This window comes from Pseudomonas sp. LBUM1649 (assembly GCF_059716155.1).
Window position 1 is genome coordinate 5,609,534 of record NZ_CP166807.1, and the last position, 19,769, is coordinate 5,629,302.

At 58.9% G+C, this 19,769-nt stretch carries 21 protein-coding genes and 1 other RNA gene; 7 read left to right on the forward strand and 15 right to left on the reverse strand.

Annotated elements, in window-relative coordinates:
* Positions 1-255: 255 nt before the first annotated feature.
* Together rnpB and rsmI are read right to left on the reverse strand one after the other, a co-directional pair.
* An RNA gene (gene rnpB, locus ACA058_RS25900) (RNase P RNA component class A) lies at positions 256-609 on the reverse strand.
* Between the two features lie 76 nt (positions 610-685).
* Positions 686-1,558, reverse strand: coding sequence for a 16S rRNA (cytidine(1402)-2'-O)-methyltransferase (gene rsmI / locus ACA058_RS25905; protein ID WP_497636506.1), 873 nt, complete (start codon positions 1,556-1,558; stop codon positions 686-688).
* Between the two features lie 208 nt (positions 1,559-1,766).
* On the opposite strand from rsmI, the gene ACA058_RS25910 reads away from it, so the two are divergent.
* The 4 genes from ACA058_RS25910 (at position 1,767) to ACA058_RS25925 (ending at position 5,213) form a co-directional block, all read left to right on the forward strand.
* The gene (locus ACA058_RS25910) at positions 1,767-3,578 is read left to right on the forward strand and encodes a penicillin-binding protein activator (protein WP_497636507.1); all 1,812 of its coding nucleotides are present in this window, start codon (positions 1,767-1,769) and stop codon (positions 3,576-3,578) included.
* Positions 3,578-3,940: a YraN family protein gene (locus tag ACA058_RS25915; protein ID WP_459732693.1), complete on the forward strand. Its 363-nt coding sequence runs from the start codon at positions 3,578-3,580 to the stop codon at positions 3,938-3,940. The genes ACA058_RS25910 and ACA058_RS25915 overlap by 1 nt, the downstream gene beginning before the upstream one ends.
* A 104-nt stretch (positions 3,941-4,044) precedes the next feature.
* The gene (locus ACA058_RS25920) at positions 4,045-4,638 is read left to right on the forward strand and encodes a phosphoheptose isomerase (protein ID WP_007972584.1); all 594 of its coding nucleotides are present in this window, start codon (positions 4,045-4,047) and stop codon (positions 4,636-4,638) included.
* Complete coding sequence (locus ACA058_RS25925; protein ID WP_150702954.1) at positions 4,635-5,213, forward strand: BON domain-containing protein; 579 nt, start codon at positions 4,635-4,637, stop codon at positions 5,211-5,213. Before ACA058_RS25920 ends, ACA058_RS25925 begins: the two co-directional genes overlap by 4 nt.
* A gap of 143 nt (positions 5,214-5,356) precedes the next feature.
* On the opposite strand, the gene ACA058_RS25930 is transcribed toward ACA058_RS25925, so the two are convergent.
* The 7 genes from ACA058_RS25930 to rplM all read right to left on the reverse strand — a co-directional run bounded on the left by ACA058_RS25930 (position 5,357) and on the right by rplM (position 10,244).
* Positions 5,357-5,770: a ClpXP protease specificity-enhancing factor gene (locus tag ACA058_RS25930; protein WP_007943725.1), complete on the reverse strand. Its 414-nt coding sequence runs from the start codon at positions 5,768-5,770 to the stop codon at positions 5,357-5,359.
* Positions 5,771-5,786: 16 nt separating this feature from the next.
* Positions 5,787-6,404 (reverse strand): glutathione S-transferase N-terminal domain-containing protein, encoded by a 618-nt coding sequence (locus ACA058_RS25935; protein WP_007972581.1) that lies wholly within the window; start codon positions 6,402-6,404, stop codon positions 5,787-5,789.
* 149 nt (positions 6,405-6,553) lie between these two features.
* Positions 6,554-7,336 (reverse strand): cytochrome c1, encoded by a 783-nt coding sequence (locus ACA058_RS25940; protein WP_497636508.1) that lies wholly within the window; start codon positions 7,334-7,336, stop codon positions 6,554-6,556.
* Entirely contained in the window at positions 7,336-8,547 is a 1,212-nt protein-coding gene (locus ACA058_RS25945; protein ID WP_497636509.1) for a cytochrome b, read from the reverse strand. Before ACA058_RS25945 ends, ACA058_RS25940 begins: the two co-directional genes overlap by 1 nt.
* Entirely contained in the window at positions 8,547-9,140 is a 594-nt protein-coding gene (petA, locus tag ACA058_RS25950) for a ubiquinol-cytochrome c reductase iron-sulfur subunit (protein ID WP_008060255.1), read from the reverse strand. The genes ACA058_RS25945 and petA overlap by 1 nt, the downstream gene beginning before the upstream one ends.
* A gap of 268 nt (positions 9,141-9,408) precedes the next feature.
* Positions 9,409-9,801 (reverse strand): 30S ribosomal protein S9, encoded by a 393-nt coding sequence (rpsI, locus tag ACA058_RS25955; protein ID WP_003205364.1) that lies wholly within the window; start codon positions 9,799-9,801, stop codon positions 9,409-9,411.
* A 14-nt stretch (positions 9,802-9,815) separates the two neighbouring features.
* Positions 9,816-10,244: a 50S ribosomal protein L13 gene (rplM, locus tag ACA058_RS25960; protein ID WP_497636510.1), complete on the reverse strand. Its 429-nt coding sequence runs from the start codon at positions 10,242-10,244 to the stop codon at positions 9,816-9,818.
* A 245-nt stretch (positions 10,245-10,489) separates the two neighbouring features.
* On the opposite strand from rplM, the gene ACA058_RS25965 reads away from it, so the two are divergent.
* On the forward strand, positions 10,490-11,530 hold the full coding sequence (locus tag ACA058_RS25965; protein ID WP_497636511.1) for an NADP(H)-dependent aldo-keto reductase: 1,041 nt from the start codon (positions 10,490-10,492) through the stop codon (positions 11,528-11,530).
* Positions 11,531-11,663: 133 nt separating this feature from the next.
* Here the strand turns inward: ACA058_RS25965 and ACA058_RS25970 are convergent, their stop codons facing one another.
* Positions 11,664-12,800: an acyl-CoA dehydrogenase family protein gene (locus tag ACA058_RS25970; protein ID WP_497636512.1), complete on the reverse strand. Its 1,137-nt coding sequence runs from the start codon at positions 12,798-12,800 to the stop codon at positions 11,664-11,666.
* 221 nt (positions 12,801-13,021) lie between these two features.
* On the opposite strand from ACA058_RS25970, the gene ACA058_RS25975 reads away from it, so the two are divergent.
* Positions 13,022-13,942, forward strand: a complete 921-nt coding sequence (locus tag ACA058_RS25975; protein ID WP_497640003.1) for a GlxA family transcriptional regulator — start codon at positions 13,022-13,024, stop codon at positions 13,940-13,942.
* A 172-nt stretch (positions 13,943-14,114) separates the two neighbouring features.
* Here ACA058_RS25975 and zapE read toward each other — a convergent pair whose 3' ends face one another.
* The 3 genes from zapE to ACA058_RS25990 form a co-directional block, all read right to left on the reverse strand.
* Positions 14,115-15,209: a cell division protein ZapE gene (gene zapE / locus ACA058_RS25980; protein WP_497636513.1), complete on the reverse strand. Its 1,095-nt coding sequence runs from the start codon at positions 15,207-15,209 to the stop codon at positions 14,115-14,117.
* Between the two features lie 90 nt (positions 15,210-15,299).
* Complete coding sequence (locus ACA058_RS25985; protein ID WP_497636514.1) at positions 15,300-16,655, reverse strand: tryptophan--tRNA ligase; 1,356 nt, start codon at positions 16,653-16,655, stop codon at positions 15,300-15,302.
* A 24-nt stretch (positions 16,656-16,679) separates the two neighbouring features.
* Positions 16,680-17,309, reverse strand: a complete 630-nt coding sequence (locus ACA058_RS25990; RefSeq protein WP_497640004.1) for an alpha/beta hydrolase — start codon at positions 17,307-17,309, stop codon at positions 16,680-16,682.
* Between the two features lie 144 nt (positions 17,310-17,453).
* On the opposite strand from ACA058_RS25990, the gene ACA058_RS25995 reads away from it, so the two are divergent.
* A complete protein-coding gene (locus tag ACA058_RS25995) occupies positions 17,454-17,888 on the forward strand; it encodes a Z-ring associated ZapG family protein (protein WP_497636515.1) in 435 nt (144 codons plus the stop codon).
* Between the two features lie 237 nt (positions 17,889-18,125).
* Here the strand turns inward: ACA058_RS25995 and ACA058_RS26000 are convergent, their stop codons facing one another.
* Complete coding sequence (locus ACA058_RS26000; RefSeq protein ID WP_497636516.1) at positions 18,126-18,854, reverse strand: YiaD family glycine zipper/OmpA-like lipoprotein; 729 nt, start codon at positions 18,852-18,854, stop codon at positions 18,126-18,128.
* A gap of 104 nt (positions 18,855-18,958) precedes the next feature.
* Positions 18,959-19,603, reverse strand: coding sequence for an MBL fold metallo-hydrolase (locus tag ACA058_RS26005; protein ID WP_497636517.1), 645 nt, complete (start codon positions 19,601-19,603; stop codon positions 18,959-18,961).
* Positions 19,604-19,769: the final 166 nt, after the last annotated feature.

Genomic DNA, 19,769 nt, shown 5'->3' on the forward strand with positions numbered 1-19,769 from the left:
CAAGGCGCGGATTAAAGGAAAACCCTTACAGAACTGAGATTTAGGAGCATAAAGAGAGGAGCTAGCAGGATCGGGCGGTTGAAACTGCCCAACAACTTGAATCAGCACAAGGGGCTGCGTTCAGAAGTTAAAGTGATTTATTAAGAGTAAGATTTTTTTGATATTACGAAAGTGATAATGAGGACGATTGAGGAAGGAGGGAAATTGCCATCATCGGACCCCTGCTCAATGATTTAAGCAGAGGGGAGAAAAAAGGTGGAGAGTCGATCTGTAAGCCGGGTTCTGTCTTGAACAGTCATTCGTCTACGATGGCCATCACTGGACATCTTTAGCAACCTACCCGGTCCCAGCGCGGGCCACGCCTTGGGACCCTATTTGGTCTTGCTCCAAGTGGGGTTTACCTAGCCACGAACTGTTGCCAGACGTGCGGTGCGCTCTTACCGCACCTTTTCACCCTTACCGGCGCCGAAGCGCTTAGGCGGTTATTTTCTGTGGCACTTTCCGTAGGCTCACGCCTCCCAGGCATTACCTGGCACTTCGCCCTATGGAGCCCGGACTTTCCTCCCCCCCCTAATTTTCATAGAGGGCAGCGACTGTCCGATCGACTCTCCGCCGCGAAGGTTAACGGCAGAGCGGCCGAAGAACAAGCGATAAACGCCTCCAGCCCCGCCAGCGCGTCGGGTTTTTACTCACCTTTCTGTTTATCCAGCGCAACCTGATAGAGAACATTCTTGCGTTCGCCGGTAATTTGCGCGGCCAACGCCGCGGCGCGCTTGAGCGGCATCTCTTCGAGCAACAGATCGAGGATGCGCATCGCTTCACTGCTGACAGCGCCTTCCTCCTCGGGAGCCGTCCAGCCCGCCACCAACACCACACACTCGCCACGCTGCTGGTTACTGTCCGACTCGACGAACTCGCGCAACTCGGCGAGCGGCAAGCCCTTGAGCGTTTCGAACGTCTTGGTCAGTTCGCGCGCCAGCAATGCCGGGCGCTCGGCGCCGAACACCTGCTCCATGTCCTGCAGGCATTCAAGGATACGGTGCGGCGCCTCGTAGAAAATCAGCGTGCGCGGTTCCTCTTTGATGAGCTCCAGACGCGCACGCCGCCCCACCGCCTTGGCCGGCAGGAAGCCTTCGAAGATGAAACGGTCCGATGGCAAACCCGCCGCCGACAGGGCCGCAATCAACGCACAAGCCCCCGGCACCGGCACCACATTGATGCCCGCCGCACGCGCCTGACGGACCAGGTGATAGCCCGGATCGGAAATCAGCGGCGTGCCAGCATCGGAGATCAACGCGACATCGTCACCCGCGAGCAAGCGGGTAATAAAGCGACTACCTTCATCGCGCTCGTTGTGTTCATGACAGGCAGCAAGGGGCGTGGGAATGCCGAAATGCTGCATCAGGCGCTGGGAATGACGGGTGTCCTCGGCGGCAATCAAGGCGACCTCACGCAGAATCTTCAGCGCCCGGGCACTGATATCGTCCAGGTTGCCGATGGGCGTCGCCACCACATATAGCGAGCCAGCAGCGGAATTCAAAGCACCTGGAGCAGTCAAAGCGCACACCTCATGATCGATAAAACGGCCATTGTAGCGCGTAGCGACGCTCGCGATACGGGCAAGCAGCACCCGCTTTTGCAGCCTTTTGTGCCGCTCAGCAACATTTACACCAGCTAAATTGGTCGATTCACACCAGCAACATCGCGCCCCGGCCAGTGCTTGGGTACAATTCCACGCTAATTTGATCGAGTATCAGGAACACTACATGATCGCTTGCCTGCGGCTGTTCTCTGCCCTATGCCTCGCTGCCTTGCTGGCGGCTTGCGCCAGCTCGCCCTCCTCCAGCCTTGGCGAACTTCCACGGACCCCGGATGCCAGCATCGAGCAACTGCTCGAAAAGGCCGCCCAAAGCAAAACACCGGAAGACGCGGCGCTGCTGCGCCTGAGCGCAGCCGACCTGGCCTATCGCCAGGGCAATGCCGGCCAGTCCGCGCAGATCCTGCAACAGGTTCCCGTGGAAACACTCAAGCCGGGCCAGCAGATCTTCGCCAACACCCTGGCGGCTGAACTGGCCATGACACGCAATCAGCCGAAAGCTGCGCTGAGCGCCTTGAGCCATCCAAGCCTGCAGCGCCTCGGTGAAATGCCGGAAGAGCAACAGGTGCGCACCGGCACCGTTCACGCCCGCGCCCTTGAAGCCGATGGCCAGACCCTCGCCGCTGCACGGGAACGCATCTTCATCGCACCCATGCTCAGCGGTGAAGCGGCCAGCAAGAACCACGAGGCGATCTGGGTCCTGATCGCTTCGCTGCCGACCGATCAATTGCAGCCGACCACCACCGACGATCTTGGCGGCTGGATGGCCTTGGCGCTGGCGGTGAAATCTGCCGGCACCCTCGAACAGCAGCAGGCAGCGATCGACAACTGGCGCGCGCAGAACCCGAAACACCCGGCCGCCATCCAGCTGCCACTGCCACTGACCAACCTCAAGGACCTGGCCAGCCAGCCCCTGAGCAAAATTGCCCTGCTCCTGCCGCAGGACGGCCCGCTGGCGTCGGTCGGCAAAGCATTGCGCGAAGGCTTCATGGCCGCCCACTACCAGGCGCAACAAGCCGGGCAGAAACCTCCAGCCATCGAGTTCTACGACAGCTCGCGCCTGACCTCGCTCGACGAGTTCTATAGCAAGGCCCAGGCCGATGGCGTGCAACTGGTCGTCGGCCCTCTGGAAAAACCATTGGTTAAACAGCTCAGCGCCCGCCCGCAACTGCCGATCACCACACTGGCACTGAACTACAGCGAAGGCGCACAAGGTCCAGCCCAGCTGTTCCAGTTCGGCCTGGCCGCTGAAGACGAAGCTCGCGAAGTCTCTCGCCGCGCTCGCGCCGACGGCCTGCATCGCGCCGCCATCATGGTGCCCAAAGGCGAATGGGGCGACCGCGTACTAAAGGCGTTCAGCCAGGACTGGCAAGCCAATGGCGGCAGCATCGTCGCCACCGAGCGCGTCGATCAGCCGGTACAACTGGCCCAGCAGATTGCCGACATGTTCCAGCTGCGCCAGAGTGAAGGTCGCGCCAAGAGCCTGCAAACCACTGTTGGCTCGCAGGTAGCCGCCCAGCCTTCGCGCCGCCAGGACATCGAGTTCATTTTCCTCGCCGCAACGCCACAACAAGCGCAGCAGATCAAACCGACCCTGAATTTCCAGTACGCAGGTGACGTTCCGGTCTACGCCACGTCCCACGTCTTCAGCGCCAGCGGCGACGTCAACCAGTACAACGACATGAATGGCGTGCGCTTCTGCGAAACCCCATGGTTGCTGGACGCCAATGACCCATTGCGTCGCCAGGTAACCGCGCAATGGCCGCAAGCGGCCGGCAGCCTGGGCCGCCTGTACGCCATGGGCGTGGACGCCTATCGCCTGGCACCACGCCTGGGCCAGCTCAAGGCCCTGCCGGATAGCCGTATCGAAGGTCAATCGGGCAGCCTGAGCATGTCCCAGAACCAGCGGGTGGTGCGTGAGTTGCCATGGGCGGAGTTCGTCAATGGCCAGGTTCAACGCTTGCCGAACACCCCACGCTGATGCCTGAAAGGTCACGCCAGCAATGCGGTAAAGATGCCGAGCGCCATGCGCTCGAGCATCTTCAGCAACACGGCCTGCAGCTACTGGCGCAGAACTGGTTGTGCAAACGTGGCGAGCTTGATCTGGTCATGCTGGAGGGCGATACAGTAGTATTCGTTGAAGTTCGCTACAGAAAAAACACTCAATGGGGTGGTGCGCTCGATAGCATCGATGAGCGCAAACGGCAAAAACTGATTTTTGCCGCGCAGTATTTTCTTCAGCGAGAGTCGCGCTGGGCCAACTCCCCTTGCCGCTTCGACGTGGTTGCGATCGACAGCGACCTCGATCAGTTGAACTGGTTGCAAAATGCCTTCGACAGCTGATTGCCTACGCCCCGAACCGGACACTACCACTCAACACTTTTGCTCTTTGCTTTGCGGGCTGCACATTCACGTGCCGGACAGCCGCGCTCATTAAGGTCACACAGATGGACATGCAATCCCGAATTCGCCAGCTTTTTCAGGCCAGTATCGACACCAAGCAACAGGCGATGGAAGTACTTGCACCGCACATCGAGCAAGCCAGCCAGGTGATGGTCAACGCCTTGCTCAACGAGGGAAAGATGCTTTCCTGCGGCAACGGTGGTTCTGCTGGCGACGCTCAGCACTTTTCGTCCGAGCTGCTCAACCGCTTCGAGCGCGAACGTCCGAGCCTGCCCGCCATTGCGCTGACCACGGACAGCTCGACGATCACCTCGATCGCCAACGACTACAGCTACAACGAAATTTTCTCCAAACAGATCCGTGCACTCGGCCAGCCGGGCGATGTACTGCTGGCAATTTCTACCAGTGGCAACTCGGCAAACATAATCCAAGCGATCCAGGCCGCACATGATCGCGAAATGATTGTCGTAGCATTGACCGGTCGCGATGGCGGCGGCATGGCGTCGCTGCTTTTGCCCGAGGACGTCGAGATTCGCGTACCGGCCAACGTCACCGCACGTATCCAGGAAGTCCACCTGCTGGCGATCCACTGCCTTTGCGACTTGATCGACAGCCAACTGTTCGGGAGTGAAGAATGACCCCTAATCGCCTCGGCCTACTGGCCCTGACCCTCTGCCTCGGCATCAGCGGCTGCACCTCGGTGGTTAATGCCAGCCGAGAAGCACCGATTGAAGATGACCGCGGCACCCGCACTTTTGGCAGCAAGATCGACGATTCGTTGATCGACACCAAGGTCGGCGTCAACATCGCCAAGGCCGATCCGGCCCTGGACAACGACTCGCACATTGTCGTCACCAGCTTCAACGGCGTCGTGCTGCTCGCCGGGCAAACCCCGCGTGCCGACCTCAAGGCCAAGGCCGAACAAGCCGCTGCAGCCGTTCAGCGGGTGAAGACGGTCCACAACGAACTGCAGGTTCTGCCACCCTCCGGCTTCCTTGCCCGCCAGAACGACACCTGGCTGACCTCCAAGATCAAGACCCAGATGCTCACCGACCCGAACATCCCCGGCTCGCGCATCAAGGTTGTCACCGAGAACGGCATCGTTTACCTGCTGGGCTTGTTGACCAAGCAGGAAGCCGCTCAGGCGACGAGCCTGGTGCAAGGGGTTTCCGGGGTGCAGAAGATCGTCAAACTGTTCGAGTACATCGACTAACCCCCCTGTAGGAGCTAGCTTGCTCGCGAAAAACGTCCGGATCACGCGTTCATTCAGACAGCACGCGTTATCGTTAACGTCCATCGCGAGCAAGCTCGCTCCTACAGAAATAAAAAAGGGCGATCCTTACGGATCGCCCTTTTTTATTTCACCACCTTCAAGCTGGGTCTCCCGCTTGGCCGCGGTGGCTCGCTGTCCGGAGGCGGAATATCATCATCCGGCTCGATCTCTTCCTCGTCCTCCATGGGCGACTCCAGATCGAACACCATGCCCTGGCCATTCTCCCGGGCGTAGATGCCCAGGATCGATGCGATAGGCACGTACAGGGTATGCGGCACCCCACCAAAGCGGCCTTCGAAGCTCACCGCCTCGTTGTCCATGTGCAAATGACGCACAGCCTGTGGCGATACGTTCAGGACGATCTGTCCATCACTGGCAAAACCTTGCGGTACCTGTACCGAGGGATACTCGGAATTGACCAGCATGTGCGGGGTGCAATCGTTATCAACAATCCACTCGTAGAGCGCACGGACCAGATAAGGTCGACTGGAGTTCATAGCGGCTCCTTAAGCCTTAGCGCATGTCGCGTTCGACACCAGACAGACTCGCCTGGAAAGCCTCACGCGCAAACTGGCGCTCCATGTAATCAAGCAGCGGCTTGGCTGGCCGCGGCAGTTCTATACCCAGAATCGGCAATCGCCAGAGTATTGGCAATAGGCAGCAATCCACCAGGCTTTGTTCCTCACTGAGGAAAAACGGCTTGTCGGCAAACAGCGGCGACACGCCCGTCAGGCTCTCGCGCAGCTCTTTGCGCGCCACGGCACGCGCCGCTTCCTTGGTCCGCGAATCCAGGATCAGATCCACCAGACCACACCAGTCACGCTGAATACGATGAATCAGCAAACGACTGTTGGCACGCGCCACCGGATAGACCGGCAACAGCGGCGGGTGTGGGTAACGCTCATCCAGATATTCCATCACCACCGTAGACTCCCACAACGCCAAGTCACGATCGACCAGCGTCGGCAAGCTGCCGTAAGGGTTCACTTCGATCAGTTTAGGCGGCTGGCGACCAGCCTCCACGTAAATGATCTCGGCGCTGACACCCTTCTCTGCCAGTACGATTCGCACTCGGTGGGAATAGTGGTCGGCGGGGTCGGAGTAACAGGCCAACCGATTGGTCACGCCCATGGCGATCCTCCTCGCTTGTTGAAATTATCGGAAGCGGAAAAACGAGCGCGCCCAGAGGGCGCCTCCCGTAACGCCTGGCTCACCAGGCTCGTTACCCTTCAGAGGCGCCCTTGGGCGCGCGCGATTAACAGCAATTGCTTGAAGCTTTATCAGTGCACATCTTTCCAGTATTCGCGCTTGAGCAAGTAAGCGAATACGAAGAAGAACGCCAGGTACAGCAATACGTACGTACCGATGCGCTGATGCTGCAGCTTAACCGGGTTAGCCGAGTAAGCCAGGAAGGTTACCAGATTCTTGACCTTCTCATCGAACTGCTCTTCGGTCAGGGCACCACTCTTCGGCACGATGGTCAGCTGATCGCACGCTTCATGAGTCAGCGCCGTACCGGTCAGCGGATCATATTGCTTCTTGCCGTCCTCGACGATTTGAACCTGCTTGCAACCGACGACCTGACGACCTTGCAGGCCGACCAGCACGTTGGGCATGCCCACGTTCGGGAAGACCTTGTTGTTCACACCCCATGGGCGCGACGGATCTTCATAGAACGACTTGAGGTAACCGTAGAGCCAATCGGTGCCACGCACACGAGCGACCAGGGTCAGGTCGGGCGGCGCCGCACCGAACCAGGTCTTGGCATCAGCCGGCTGCATGCCGATGTTCATGTGATCGCCGATCTTGGCACCGGTGAACACCAGCTTGTCGAGCATCAACTCATGTGGAATGCCGAGGTCATCGGCAACACGCTCATAACGCTGGAACTTGGCGCTGTGGCAGCCCATGCAATAGTTGGCGAACGTACGCGCGCCATCCTGCATCGCAGCCTTGTCGGAAACGTCGATGTCGACTTTTTCCAGCTCGGGACCACCCTGTTCAGCCGCAAAGGACAACACCGGCAGGGCAGCAAGAATCAGTACAGCAAATAGTTTTTTCATCAGCCAGTCACCCTTTCCGGAACCGGTTTGGTCTTCTCGAGCCTGGTGTAGAACGGCATCAGAATGAAGTAGGCGAAGTACAGGAAGGTACATACCTGCGACAGCAACGTACGGCCTGGAGTCGGAGCCAGAACACCCAACACACCCAGGATCACGAACGAAATGCAGAACACCCAGAGCCAGATCTTGCTCATCCAGCCCTTGTAGCGCATCGACTTGACCGGGCTACGGTCCAGCCATGGCAGGACGAACAACACGGCGATGGCCGCACCCATGGCGATCACACCCAGGAGCTTGTCCGGAACCGCGCGCAAGATCGCGTAGAAAGGCGTGAAGTACCAGACCGGAGCGATGTGCTCTGGGGTCTTGAAGGCGTTCGCCACTTCAAAGTTCGGCTTCTCGAGGAAGTAGCCACCCATTTCCGGGAAGAAGAACACGATCGAACAGAAGATGAACAGGAACACCACCACGCCGACGATATCTTTCACGGTGTAGTACGGGTGGAAGGCAATGCCGTCCAGCGGTACGCCGTTTTCGTCTTTGTATTTCTTGATGTCCACACCGTCCGGGTTGTTCGAACCGACTTCGTGCAGCGCCAGGACGTGCAGCACCACCAGGCCGAGAATCACGATGGGCAGTGCAACCACATGCAAGGCAAAGAAGCGGTTCAGGGTGATGCCGGAAATCAGGTAGTCACCACGAATCCACTGGGTCAGGTCGTTGCCGATGACCGGGATCGCACCGAACAGCGAGATGATCACCTGGGCGCCCCAGTAGGACATCTGCCCCCACGGCAGCAGGTAGCCCATGAAGGCTTCGGCCATCAGCGCCAGGTAGATCAGCATGCCGAAGACCCACACCAGCTCACGCGGCTTCTGGTACGAACCGTAGAGCAAACCACGGAACATGTGCAGATAGACCACGACGAAGAACGCCGAGGCGCCGGTGGAGTGCAGCAGGCGCAGGATCGAGCCGTACTCGACGTCGCGCATGATGTACTCGACGGAAGCGAAGGCTTCTTCCGCCGACGGGGTGTAGCTCATGGTCAGCCAGACACCGGTAACGATCTGATTGACCAGAACGAGCAGCGCCAGGGAGCCAAAGAAATAGAAGAAGTTGAAGTTCTTCGGGGCGTAGTACTTGCTGAGATGGTCTTCCCACATTTTGGTCGCGGGAAAGCGCGCATCAACCCAATCCATGAACTTGCTCATCACGCTTTCTCCGTATCGACGCCAACGACGATGATGTCATCGGTTTCATAGGAATGCGGGGGAACTGGCAGGTTCAAAGGCGCAGGTTGCGACTTGTAGACGCGGCCAGCCAGGTCGTAGTGGGAGCCGTGGCAAGGGCAGAAATAGCCACCTACCCAGTCCTTGCCCAAGTCTGCGGGAGCGACTTCGGGACGAAAGGTCGGCGAGCAACCCAGGTGCGTGCAGATGCCGATCAGCAGCAAAACTTCAGGCTTGATCGACCGCGTTTCGGGGTCGACATAGGTCGGTTGTGTCGAGTTCTTGGAGGTCGGGTCAGAGAGCTGGCCCTCGATCTTTTTCAGATTCCCCAGGATTTCCTCGGTACGGCGGACGATGAACACCGGCTGGCCGCGCCACTCAGCAATCATCTGCTGGCCTGGCTCGATCTTGCTGACATTCACTTTCACCGGTGCACCTGCGGCTTTCGCCTTGGCACTGGGAAACCATGACCCCACGAACGGGACCGCAGCCCCCACCGCTCCTGCAGCACCCACCACGGATGTGGCTGCTACCAAGAAGCGACGCCGGCCTGCATTCACGCCGTCATTGCTCATTCAGTCCTCTCCCATCAGCTTTGTGGCCTGTTAAATCAGGCATCTACTAAGTAAAACTCTGTACTTATAAAAATTTTGCCGAATGGTAATGAAAAGCCCCAATTCTGACAAGGTAATTACCCCAGGGCACCACTGCCAAGCCTTGTAGTATAGGGCCTCTGCTGATGTGGCAAGTTGTCACAGCGCAATTCTTTGAGAAATCGCACGCACAAAAAAACGCCCAGCTCCGTGAGGAAACTGGGCGTTCTTTTTTGAACGTGGAAGCGAATTAACGCTTCGAGTACTGCGGACGCTTACGCGCTTTACGCAGACCAACTTTCTTACGTTCAACTTCACGTGCATCGCGGGTTACGAAGCCAGCTTTACGCAGAGCGCCGCGCAGAGTCTCGTCGTAGTCCATCAGAGCGCGGGTGATGCCGTGGCGGATTGCGCCAGCTTGACCACTCACACCACCGCCGATCACGGTGACGTAGATGTCGAACTTCTCGACAGTCTCAGTCAATTCCAGCGGCTGACGAACTACCATGCGGGCAGTTTCGCGGCCGAAGAAATTATCCAGCGAACGGTTGTTGATGGAGATGTTACCAGTACCCGGACGCAGGAAAACGCGTGCGGTTGCGGTCTTGCGACGGCCAGTGCCGTAATTTTGAGTCGCCGACATAATGTACTATTCCGTTAAAACTTCAGTTCTTGGGGCTGCTGAGCAGTATGTGGGTGTGCAGCGCCCGCATAGACTTTCAGCTTACGGTACATGTCGCGACCCAGTGGGTTCTTAGGCAGCATGCCTTTGACCGCGGTCTCGATCACGCGCTCAGGGGCCTTGGCGATCAGCTTTTCGAAGTTGATCGACTTGATGCCGCCCGGGAAACCGGAGTGGGAGTAGTACATTTTGTCGGTGGTTTTAGCACCGGTTACACGAATCTGCTCGGCATTGATAACGACGATGTAATCGCCGGTGTCAACGTGAGGAGTGTACTCAGCTTTATGCTTGCCACGCAGACGGCTCGCGATTTCGGTGGCCAGACGACCCAGGGTCTGACCAGCAGCGTCGACGACAAACCAGTCGCGCTGTACTGTTTCCGGTTTAGCAGTAAAAGTTTTCATTCTTTATAGCCTCAGGGGCCGCCCTGTAAATTAGACGGCGGATCTTACTGAATAGTGCGTACTTTGACAAGTCAAAGGCAGCCGGATACAGACGCTTTCGGGGGCTCGGGTCGGCGCGTCCGTTCAACGGCAAGATTCTTCGGCGGCGGCGCATCACTTCCACTGCAGAAAGAGGTGCGCAATTATGCAGATTGCGAAAAATAATTCAACCTGCTTTTATGATTGTTTTGCCCAGGGAGCACCCGATGGACTATCGCCAACTAGGCCGAACCAACCTGAACGTGAGTGCAATCTGCCTCGGAACCATGACCTGGGGCGAGCAAAACAGCGAAGCAGACGCCTTCGCCCAGATCGAGCGCGCCAAGGGCGCCGGGATCAACTTCATCGACACCGCTGAAATGTACCCGGTGCCGCCCAAGGCCGAAACCTACGCCACCACCGAACGCTACATCGGCAATTACTTCAAGAGCCGCGGCGACCGCAGCGACTGGATCCTCGCCAGCAAGATCGCCGGCCCCGGCAACACCATCGACTACATCCGCGACAAAAACCTGCGGCACAATCGCCAGCACATCACCGAGGCCGTGGATGCCAGCCTCCAGCGCCTGCAGACCGACTACATCGACCTGTACCAGCTGCACTGGCCGGAGCGCAGCACCAATTTCTTCGGGCAACTGGGCTACAAGCACCAGACCGAAGCCAACCTGACGCCCCTGGAGGATACCCTCGAAGCGCTGGACGAACAGGTCCGGGCCGGCAAGATCCGCCACATCGGCCTGTCCAACGAAACGCCGTGGGGCACCATGCGCTTCCTGGCCCTGGCCGAGGCCCGGGGCTGGCCGCGCGCGGTGTCGATCCAGAACCCCTACAACCTGCTCAACCGCAGTTTCGAGGTCGGCCTGGCGGAAATCGCCATTCGCGAACAGTGCGGCCTGCTCGCCTATTCGCCGCTGGCGTTCGGTTTCCTGTCAGGCAAGTACGAAGGTGGGGCGCGTCCGCCAAAAGGTCGCCTGAGCCTCTACAGCCGCTTCAGCCGCTATTTCAACCCGCAGTCGGAAGCGGCATGCAGCCGTTACGTCGCACTGGCCCGCGAGCACGGCCTGGACCCGGCGCAAATGGCCCTGGCATTCGTCACGCAACAGCCGTTCGTGACCAGCAACATCATTGGCGCGACCACGATGGAGCAACTGGAAAGCAACATCGCCAGTTTCTACTTGAAGCTGTCGGAGGAAGTGCTGGAAGGGATCGAGGCGATCCACAGGGATCATCCGAATCCTGCCCCGTAGTTTGTACCGATCGTTCCCACGCTCTGCGTGGGAATGCAGCCCGGGACGCTCCGCGTCCCTTTCTGAAGCTGGAACGCGGAGCGTCCCTTGAGGCATTCCCACGCAGAGCGTGGGAACGATCAATCACGCCGCATCAAAGTGACCGCGCAATGATCTCCTTCATGATCTCGTTCGTCCCCGCATAGATTCGCTGCACCCGCGCATCCGCCCATGCCCGGGCAATCGGGTATTCCCACATGAACCCGTAGCCGCCATGCAACTGCACGCACTCGTCGAGCACCTTGCATTGCAGGTCCGTGCCCCAATACTTCGCCATCGCCGCCGTCGGCACGTCGAGCTTGCCTTGCAGGTGCAACTCCAGGCAGCGGTCGACAAAGACCCGGCCGATCTGGATCTCGGTCGCCATCTCGGCGAGTTTGAAACGGGTGTTCTGGAAGTCGGCAATCGCCTTGCCAAAGGCCTTGCGCTCGCGGGTGTATTCCAGGGTCCATTGCAACGCCGCTTCGGCTGAAGCCAGACCGCCGATGGCCACCGTGAGGCGCTCCTGCGGCAACTCCTGCATCAAATACGCGAACCCCATCCCTGCCTGGCCCAGCAGGTTTTCCTTGGGCACCCGGACGTCCTGGAAGAACAGTTCCGAAGTGTCCTGGGCTTTCATACCGACCTTTTCCAGACGCTTGCCCTTGTCGAAGCCCGGCGTATTGGCCTCCACCAAAAACAGGCTGGTGCCCTTGGCGCCCGCCTTCGGATCGGTCTTGGCGACGACGATCACCAGGTCTGCCAGAAAACCGTTGGTGATGAAGGTCTTCGAGCCGTTGATCACATACTCGTCGCCATCGAGCACTGCGGTGGTCTTCACCCCTTGCAGGTCGGAACCGGCGCCAGGCTCGGTCATCGCAATAGCACTGACCATCTCGCCAGATACCAGTTTTGGCAGGTATTTGTGTTTCAGCATTTCACTGCCGTAATGCAGGATGTAGGGCGCAACGATGTCTGAATGCAGGGAAAAACCGATACCGGTCAGCCCCAGGCGCCCCACCTCTTCGATAACCACCGCGCTGTACAGAAAGTCCGCCCCCAAGCCGCCGTACTGTTCCGGCAGATGCGAGCACAACATCCCCGCCTCCCCTGCCTTGTTCCAGAGTTGACGGTCGATATAGCCCTGTTTTTCCCATTGCCCATGGAACGGCACCGCCTCTTTTTCGAGGAACGTTCGCACGCTGTCGCGAAAAAGTTCGTGCTCGGGACTGAACAAGGTTCTGGGAATCATGCGGCACCTTATCTTTGTTTTTAGAAGGACTAGACCTTTAGAGACTATGCCTCGCGTCCGATACAGGACACTGGACACATCCGACAAAAAATAAGACGATCCAGCCGTCTGGTGACCACTTTCCCCTATAAGAATAAAGTTGAATTATGTCTAACCAAGCCTCCACGCCCTTGCGGCGCGTCAGCATCCTGGCCATTGACCGGGTTTTCGCCTCCACCCTCATGCAGGCCAAGGATTTCTTCCACCTCGCCAGCCTGCGCTACGGAAAACAACTGGGCCACGGCCTGACTCCTGCGTTCGAAACCCGACTGGTCAGTCCCGACGGCAAACCGGTCAACACCTTCAGCGACGTGATGATCCCGGTGGATGGCGGCCTGGAAAATGCCGACATCATCGTCATTCCCGCGTTCTGGGACGATTTCGATACCTTGAGCAAACGTTATCCACAGGTCCTGTCCTGGCTGCGTCAGCAACACGCCCGCGGCGCTGTACTCTGTGGCGAGGCCACCGGCGTGTTCTGGCTCGCCGAAGCCGGCCTGCTCGATGGCAAGGAGGCGACCACCTACTGGCGCTTCTTCAATGCCTTTGCGGAACGTTTCCCGAAGGTCCAACTCAATCAGGACAAGCACCTGACCGACGCCGACAACCTGTATTGCGCGGGCGGCACCACCTCGGCATGCGATCTGTACATCTACCTGATCGAGCGCTTCTGCGGCGCCAACGTCTCCCAGGCCGTGGCGCGAGACATCCTCTATGAAGTACAACGCAGCTACTCGCCGGGAAGAATCGGCTTCGGCGGCCAGAAGCTGCACCAGGATGTGATCATCCTGCAGATCCAGCACTGGCTCGAAGAACACTTTGCCGACAAATTCCGTTTCGAAGACGTCGCCCGCGAACACGGCATGAGCATCCGCAACTTCATGCGCCGCTTCCAGACCGCTACCGGTGACAAGCCACTGCACTACCTGCAGAGACTGCGAATCGAAACTGCCAAAGGCTTGCTGTCCGGTAGTCGCAAGAGCATCAAGACCATCAGTTATGAAGTCGGCTACGACGATGCGAGCTTCTTTGCACGGCTGTTCCGCCAGCATACGGAGTTGTCGCCGAACCAGTATCGGCAGCAGTTTCAGCAGGCTGCCTGATACAACAGAGATCCAATGTGGGAGCGAGCCTGCTCGCGAAGAGGCCGTCACATTCAACATCACTGTTGGACGACACACCGCTTTCGCGAGCAGGCTCGCTCCCACAGGGATCAGCGGTGATGTCATAAAAAAAGGCCTGCATTTGCAGGCCTTTTTCATTTTTCGAAGGGTCCTACGGCTTGTGCGCCCGGGACAAAAATTCGTGGGACTGCATTTCCAGCAGGCGGCTCAGGGTTCGCTGGAACTCGAAATTCAGGCGACCGCCGGTGTAGAGGTCCTTGAGTTCGACTTCGGCAGAAATGATCAGCTTGACGTTGCGATCGTAGAACTCGTCGACCATGTTGATGAAGCGTCGGGCGATGTCGTCGGTGGTGACGCTCATCTGCTCGACACCGCTGAGCAATACGGCGTGGAAGATCTTGCCCAGTTCGATGTAGTCGTTCTGGCTGCGCGGGCCGTCGCAGAGTTCACGGAAGTCGAACCAGGCCACGTCGTCGCAGGTACGCACGGAACGGATTTCGCGGTTCTCGATCATCAGCACATCGTTCTCGATCGCTGCCGTACATTCCGGCGTCAGCGCGCGGAAGCTTTTGCGCAGGCTTTCGTGGGCGGCTTCGTCAAGGGGGAAGTGGAACAGTTCCGCTTGTTCGAGGTGACGCAGGCGATAGTCGACGCCGCTGTCGACGTTGACGATCTCGGTGTTCTGCTTGATCAGCGCGATGGCCGGCAGGAAACGCGCGCGTTGCAGGCCATCCTTGTACAGGCCGTCCGGCACGATGTTCGACGTCGCAACCAGGGTCACACCGTTCTTGAACAGCTCTTCCATCAAGGTGCCGAGGATCATGGCGTCGGTGATGTCGGAAACGAAGAATTCATCGAAGCAGATCACCCGGGCTTCGGTGGCGAAGCGCTTGGCAATGATGGTCAGCGGGTTTTTCTCGCCGCCCAGAGTCTTCATCTCTTCGTGCACGCGCTTCATGAAGCGGTGGAAGTGAGTACGGGACTTTTCCTTGAACGGCAGCGCTTCGAAGAAGGTGTCGACCAGGTAAGTCTTGCCGCGACCCACGCCGCCCCAGAAGTACAGGCCCTTGACCGGTGCCTGATCCTTCTTGCCAAACAGTTTGCCCAGCAGGCCCGGCTTGTTCTGCTCGGCCGCGACCAGATCGTCGTACAGGCGCTGCAGATGACGCACGGCAGTTTCCTGCGCGGCATCATGGAAGAATTCCGGGCGTTTCAGATCAGCTTGATATCGTTCTAGGGGCGTCATAATTCGTTAGCAAGGCAACAAAAACGGGCCGTCACTGTAGCGATGGCCCGTGGGAATGGCAATCAGCCCTTGGTCGGGCCGAGCCGTTGATTATTCCTGAACTGGCGTCAGGGCGATCCGCAATGCCTCGATCGCAGCATCGCGCGCGGCGCTGCCAGCGAACGCCGGGCTGTCACCCACGCACTGACCTTCAAGCCAGACGCTGAAGCTCAGGTCTTCGCTGCGCACGTCCAATGGTTGGCCCGATTGCAGCTGCTTGGTCACCTGACCTGCGGTTTTACCGTCGGCGAAGTTGCGCGACAGGAGCAATTGCTCGCCATGGGCCGCCAGCAAACGGAAGCGGAAACTGCCGTCGTCTTCACGGAAGCTGACAAAACGTGCAGCTTTCGCAGCTTTTTTCTTGGTGGTCGCTGCCACTTGAGCCTGGGCAACGAACGAACGCAGGCCTACCGCTTCACGCAACTCGTTGAGGAAAGGGGTCGCGACTGCACGCGCCTTTTTCGCACCGTGCTGCAGGATGTCTTCAAGATCCGCCGGGCGCTCGATCAGTTGGTTGTAACGCTCGCGGGACTCGCCCAGTTCGCTGTCCAGCAGCTGGAACAGGCGGTTCTTCGCCTCGCCCCAACCCAGGCCCTGCAGCAGATCGCTGCGGAACTCGTCAGCTTGCGCCGGGGTGGCGAACGCCTGGAACAGGGTGAACAGGTGCGAATTGTCCGGATCTTTTGCCTCACCCGGTGCACGGGAGTCGGTGACGATACGGGAAATCGCGTCTTTCATTTCCTTGGCGCTGCTGAACAACGGAATGGTGTTGTCGTAGCTCTTGGACATCTTCCGGCCGTCCAGGCCCGGCAGCGTGGCCACGCTTTCCTCGATCAACGCCTCGGGCATGGTGAAGAATTCCTTGCCCTGGCCGAACAGGTGGTTGAAGCGCTGGCCGATGTCCCGGGCCATTTCCACGTGCTGGATCTGATCGCGGCCGACCGGCACTTTGTGCGCGTTGAACATCAGGATGTCCGCGGCCATCAGCACCGGGTAGCTGTACAGGCCCATCGTGATGCCGGCGTCCGGGTCTTCACCGGTCTCGACGTTCTTGTCCACCGAGGCCTTGTAGGCATGGGCGCGATTGAGCAGGCCCTTGGCGGCGACGCAGGTCAGCAGCCAGGTCAGCTCGGGGATCTCCGGGATGTCGGACTGACGGTAGAAGGTCACGCGGTCCACATCCAGGCCACCGGCCAGCCAGGTCGCGGCGATTTCCAGGCGCGAGCGCTGGATGCGCAGCGGGTCATCGCACTTGATCAGGGCGTGGTAGTCAGCCAGGAAATAGAACGAATCGGCATTGCTGTCACGGCTGGCGACGATCGCCGGGCGGATGGCGCCGGCGTAGTTGCCCAGGTGCGGCGTGCCGGTAGTGGTGATGCCGGTGAGGATACGGGTACGAGTCGTCATGGGTAATCGCTTGTCAGACTGCAATCAATTCGAGAGACGCGGCAGGATCAGATCCTTGAGATCGGTCAGCTTGCCATGAAAAAAGTGTCCGCATTCTGCCACTTTCAGCAGCTCATGGGGACGTTCAAGCTTCTCGGACCATTGGTAAACCAGCTGCGGATCGATCACTTCGTCGGTTTCCGGTTGGATCAGCGTCAATTCGCCATGCTGCGGCAGTTGATCCTGAGCGCCCAGACGCATGACCGCCGGTGCGACCATGAACAGATGCTTGAGCCGCTCGCCCTGCGCTTCCAGGCGCCCGCCGAGACTTGCAGCAACAAAACCGCCAAAGGAAAAACCGAACAGGGTCAGCGGCAATTCCGGGTATTTGGCCCGAAACCATTCGGTCACGGCCTGGGCATCGTCGACTTCGCCGGTGCCCATGTCGTGGGTGCCTTCGCTGGCACCGACGCCACGGTAGTTGAAACGCAAGGTAATCAAACCGGCATCGCGCGCGGTACGCTGCAGGGTCGAGACCACTTTGTTGAGCATGGTGCCGCCCTGCACCGGGTTCGGATGGCAGATCAGTGCCAGGCCGCGCGGCTGCTCATTATCCAGCAGCAGCGCTTCCAATTGCCCGACCGGGCCGTCAATCACTACAGGGGTTTCACGCATAAGCAAGGAAGGAACTCCGTGACCTCGAATCGGGTCGACTCGTCTAGCAAATTGTCTGTAGCTGTCTATTGCGAGTGAATCGCGGTATACAGCGCAGGTTCGAGCCGTTAACGTAAAGCAAAGCCGTTTATAGAGGAAGGACTCGTGGAACACTCGCTCTTAGTTTGGTTGTTGCCGACTCTTGCCCTGGTTGTGGGTGTCGCCATTGGATTCCTGATCGCTCGCCTTGCGCCGAATGCCGCGCCTAGCAGCACGCAACGTCAGCTGGACGATATTCAGGAACGTTTCGACAGTTATCAGAACGAGGTGGTGACCCACTTCAACAGCACTGCGACACTGGTCAAGAAACTGACTGCGAGCTATCAGGAAGTGCAGGATCATCTCGCCGAGGGTGCCAACCGCCTGGCCCTGGACGAACAGACCCGCCAACGCCTGCTGGCCTCCCTGCAGGCCGATGCGACGCAGACCCCACGGGAACGCCTGACGCCGCCGCGCAATCAGGAACCGCCGCGCGACTACGCACCGAAAGCCCCGAACGCCCCAGGCATGCTCGATGAGCATTACGGCCTGAAGAAGTAATCAGGTTTCAGGTGTGATAAAGCCCTCGGACACGTGAATGTTCGGGGGCTTTTTTGTTTCTGAATGCCTCGCTGCCTGTAATGCCCCCTTCGCGAGCAGGCTCGCTCCCACAGGGGAACGCGTTTCCAATGTGGGAGCGAGCCTGCTCGCGAAGGGGCCAGTTGTGGCAACACAAAAAAACCGCCCGATCTGTTGAGAATCGGGCGGTTTTTTTATGCCTGGGGTTCAGTCAGGCGATTATGGGTATTGCTGAACGTTGCCTTGTTGCTCACCACCATACTGCTGGCCTGGAATCGCCTTCAGGTTGACCTCTACCCGGCGGTTCTGCGCCCGACCATTAGTGTCGGCGTTGCTGGCGACCGGGTTATCCGGGCCGGCGCCACGGGCGCTCAGGTTGGTACCGCTCACGCCTTGCGAGGTCAGGTAAGTCGCCACGCTCTGGGCGCGACGCTGAGACAGGTCCATGTTGTGCTGGCGGCTGCCGGTGCTGTCGGTGTAGCCGACGATTTCGATCTGGTTCTGATTGAACTCTTTCAGCGAGCCTGCCAGGTTGTTCAGCGGCTGGTAGAAGCTCGATGCGATGTTCGCCGAATCGGTGGCGAACGTGATGTTACCCGGCATGATCAGCTTGATCTGATCGCCTTCACGCTGCACTTCGACACCGGTGTTGGCCATGCTGGCACGCAGCTTTTTCTCCTGCTGGTCGGCGTAGTAACCATAACCGGCAGCGGAAGCACCCACTACAGCAGCACCGATCAGCGCGCCCTTGCCACGGTTGTCGTGGTTGATGGCAGCACCGGCCACTGCACCGGCCAGAGCGCCGAGGCCACCGTATTTGGCGGTTTTGCTCATGCCTGTGGAGCCGCTATCGGCCTGGCCCTGGTTGTCGTAAGCGTTGGGCGATGCGCAACCGGCCAACAATGCCACGGCAGTAGCGACAATAATCAAACGAGGCGTGGTGAACATGAAGAGCTCCTACTTTTTTGCATTCTGTGGTGCAACGGACTTAAGCATCGAACCTTTGCGGGCGTTGGATCATATCCCGAGGTAATAATTCCGCGCGTTACAATTCAAGCGCGAACAAAAGGGTTCTCGCGCATTTCATCACCCAAACGGGTGTCCGGACCATGTCCGGCAACGACCGTCGCCTCTTCGTCGAGGGTATACAAACGCTGCTTGATCGAACGCACGATGGTCGCCTGGTCGCCGCCCCACAAATCCGTGCGCCCTACCCCGCGACGGAACAATGTGTCCCCGGCAATCAGCAGTTTCGCATCGGCAAACCAGAAACTCATGGAGCCCGGTGTATGACCCGGTGTGTGCAACGCCACGCCACAGCCACACGCCAGCTCTTCATCGTCGTCCAGCCAGCGGTCCGGCGACGGTACCGGCGTGTAGGGCACGCCGAACATCTGGCATTGCATCTCCAGGTTGTCCCAAAGAAATTGATCTTCCTTGTGCAAATGCAGGGTGGCGCCGGTTTTCTCCTTCAACTGGCCTGAGGCCAGGAAGTGATCGAGGTGCGCATGGGTGTGAATGATGCTGACCACCTTCAAGCCCAGGGCGTCTAGCCGCGCGAGGATCAGCTCATGATTGCCGCCCGGGTCGACCACGATGGCTTTTTTCGTGATCGGATCGCCGATGATCGTGCAGTTGCACTGCAAAGGGCCGACGGGGAAGGTTTCGCGGATCAGCGCAGGTTTGGCAGCGTCCATGGATGTTCCTGGAAAAAATGGATGGCCTATTCTGGCACAGCTCGACGACATCGCCGATGCCGTTCACTGCCCTCGCCAGATTGCGGAAACGGACTACAGCAAGCAAGGAAACGTCCGATTTACCCCTGACAGCCCCGTATAGAACCCTGTGCACGGCATTTTGCCA

Coding starts and splice junctions, on each gene's coding strand:
- ACA058_RS25910 (WP_497636507.1), top strand. CDS start 1,767: ATGATCGCTTGCCTGCGGCTGTTCTCTGCCCTATGCCTCGCTGCCTTG.
- ACA058_RS25915 (WP_459732693.1), top strand. CDS start 3,578: ATGCCTGAAAGGTCACGCCAGCAATGCGGTAAAGATGCCGAGCGCCAT.
- ACA058_RS25920 (WP_007972584.1), top strand. CDS start 4,045: ATGGACATGCAATCCCGAATTCGCCAGCTTTTTCAGGCCAGTATCGAC.
- ACA058_RS25925 (WP_150702954.1), top strand. CDS start 4,635: ATGACCCCTAATCGCCTCGGCCTACTGGCCCTGACCCTCTGCCTCGGC.
- ACA058_RS25930 (WP_007943725.1), bottom strand. CDS start 5,770: ATGAACTCCAGTCGACCTTATCTGGTCCGTGCGCTCTACGAGTGGATT.
- ACA058_RS25935 (WP_007972581.1), bottom strand. CDS start 6,404: ATGGGCGTGACCAATCGGTTGGCCTGTTACTCCGACCCCGCCGACCAC.
- ACA058_RS25940 (WP_497636508.1), bottom strand. CDS start 7,336: ATGAAAAAACTATTTGCTGTACTGATTCTTGCTGCCCTGCCGGTGTTG.
- ACA058_RS25945 (WP_497636509.1), bottom strand. CDS start 8,547: ATGAGCAAGTTCATGGATTGGGTTGATGCGCGCTTTCCCGCGACCAAA.
- petA (WP_008060255.1), bottom strand. CDS start 9,140: ATGAGCAATGACGGCGTGAATGCAGGCCGGCGTCGCTTCTTGGTAGCA.
- rpsI (WP_003205364.1), bottom strand. CDS start 9,801: ATGTCGGCGACTCAAAATTACGGCACTGGCCGTCGCAAGACCGCAACC.
- rplM (WP_497636510.1), bottom strand. CDS start 10,244: ATGAAAACTTTTACTGCTAAACCGGAAACAGTACAGCGCGACTGGTTT.
- ACA058_RS25965 (WP_497636511.1), top strand. CDS start 10,490: ATGGACTATCGCCAACTAGGCCGAACCAACCTGAACGTGAGTGCAATC.
- ACA058_RS25970 (WP_497636512.1), bottom strand. CDS start 12,800: ATGATTCCCAGAACCTTGTTCAGTCCCGAGCACGAACTTTTTCGCGAC.
- ACA058_RS25975 (WP_497640003.1), top strand. CDS start 13,022: ATGCAGGCCAAGGATTTCTTCCACCTCGCCAGCCTGCGCTACGGAAAA.
- zapE (WP_497636513.1), bottom strand. CDS start 15,209: ATGACGCCCCTAGAACGATATCAAGCTGATCTGAAACGCCCGGAATTC.
- ACA058_RS25985 (WP_497636514.1), bottom strand. CDS start 16,655: ATGACGACTCGTACCCGTATCCTCACCGGCATCACCACTACCGGCACG.
- ACA058_RS25990 (WP_497640004.1), bottom strand. CDS start 17,309: ATGCGTGAAACCCCTGTAGTGATTGACGGCCCGGTCGGGCAATTGGAA.
- ACA058_RS26000 (WP_497636516.1), bottom strand. CDS start 18,854: ATGTTCACCACGCCTCGTTTGATTATTGTCGCTACTGCCGTGGCATTG.
- ACA058_RS26005 (WP_497636517.1), bottom strand. CDS start 19,603: ATGGACGCTGCCAAACCTGCGCTGATCCGCGAAACCTTCCCCGTCGGC.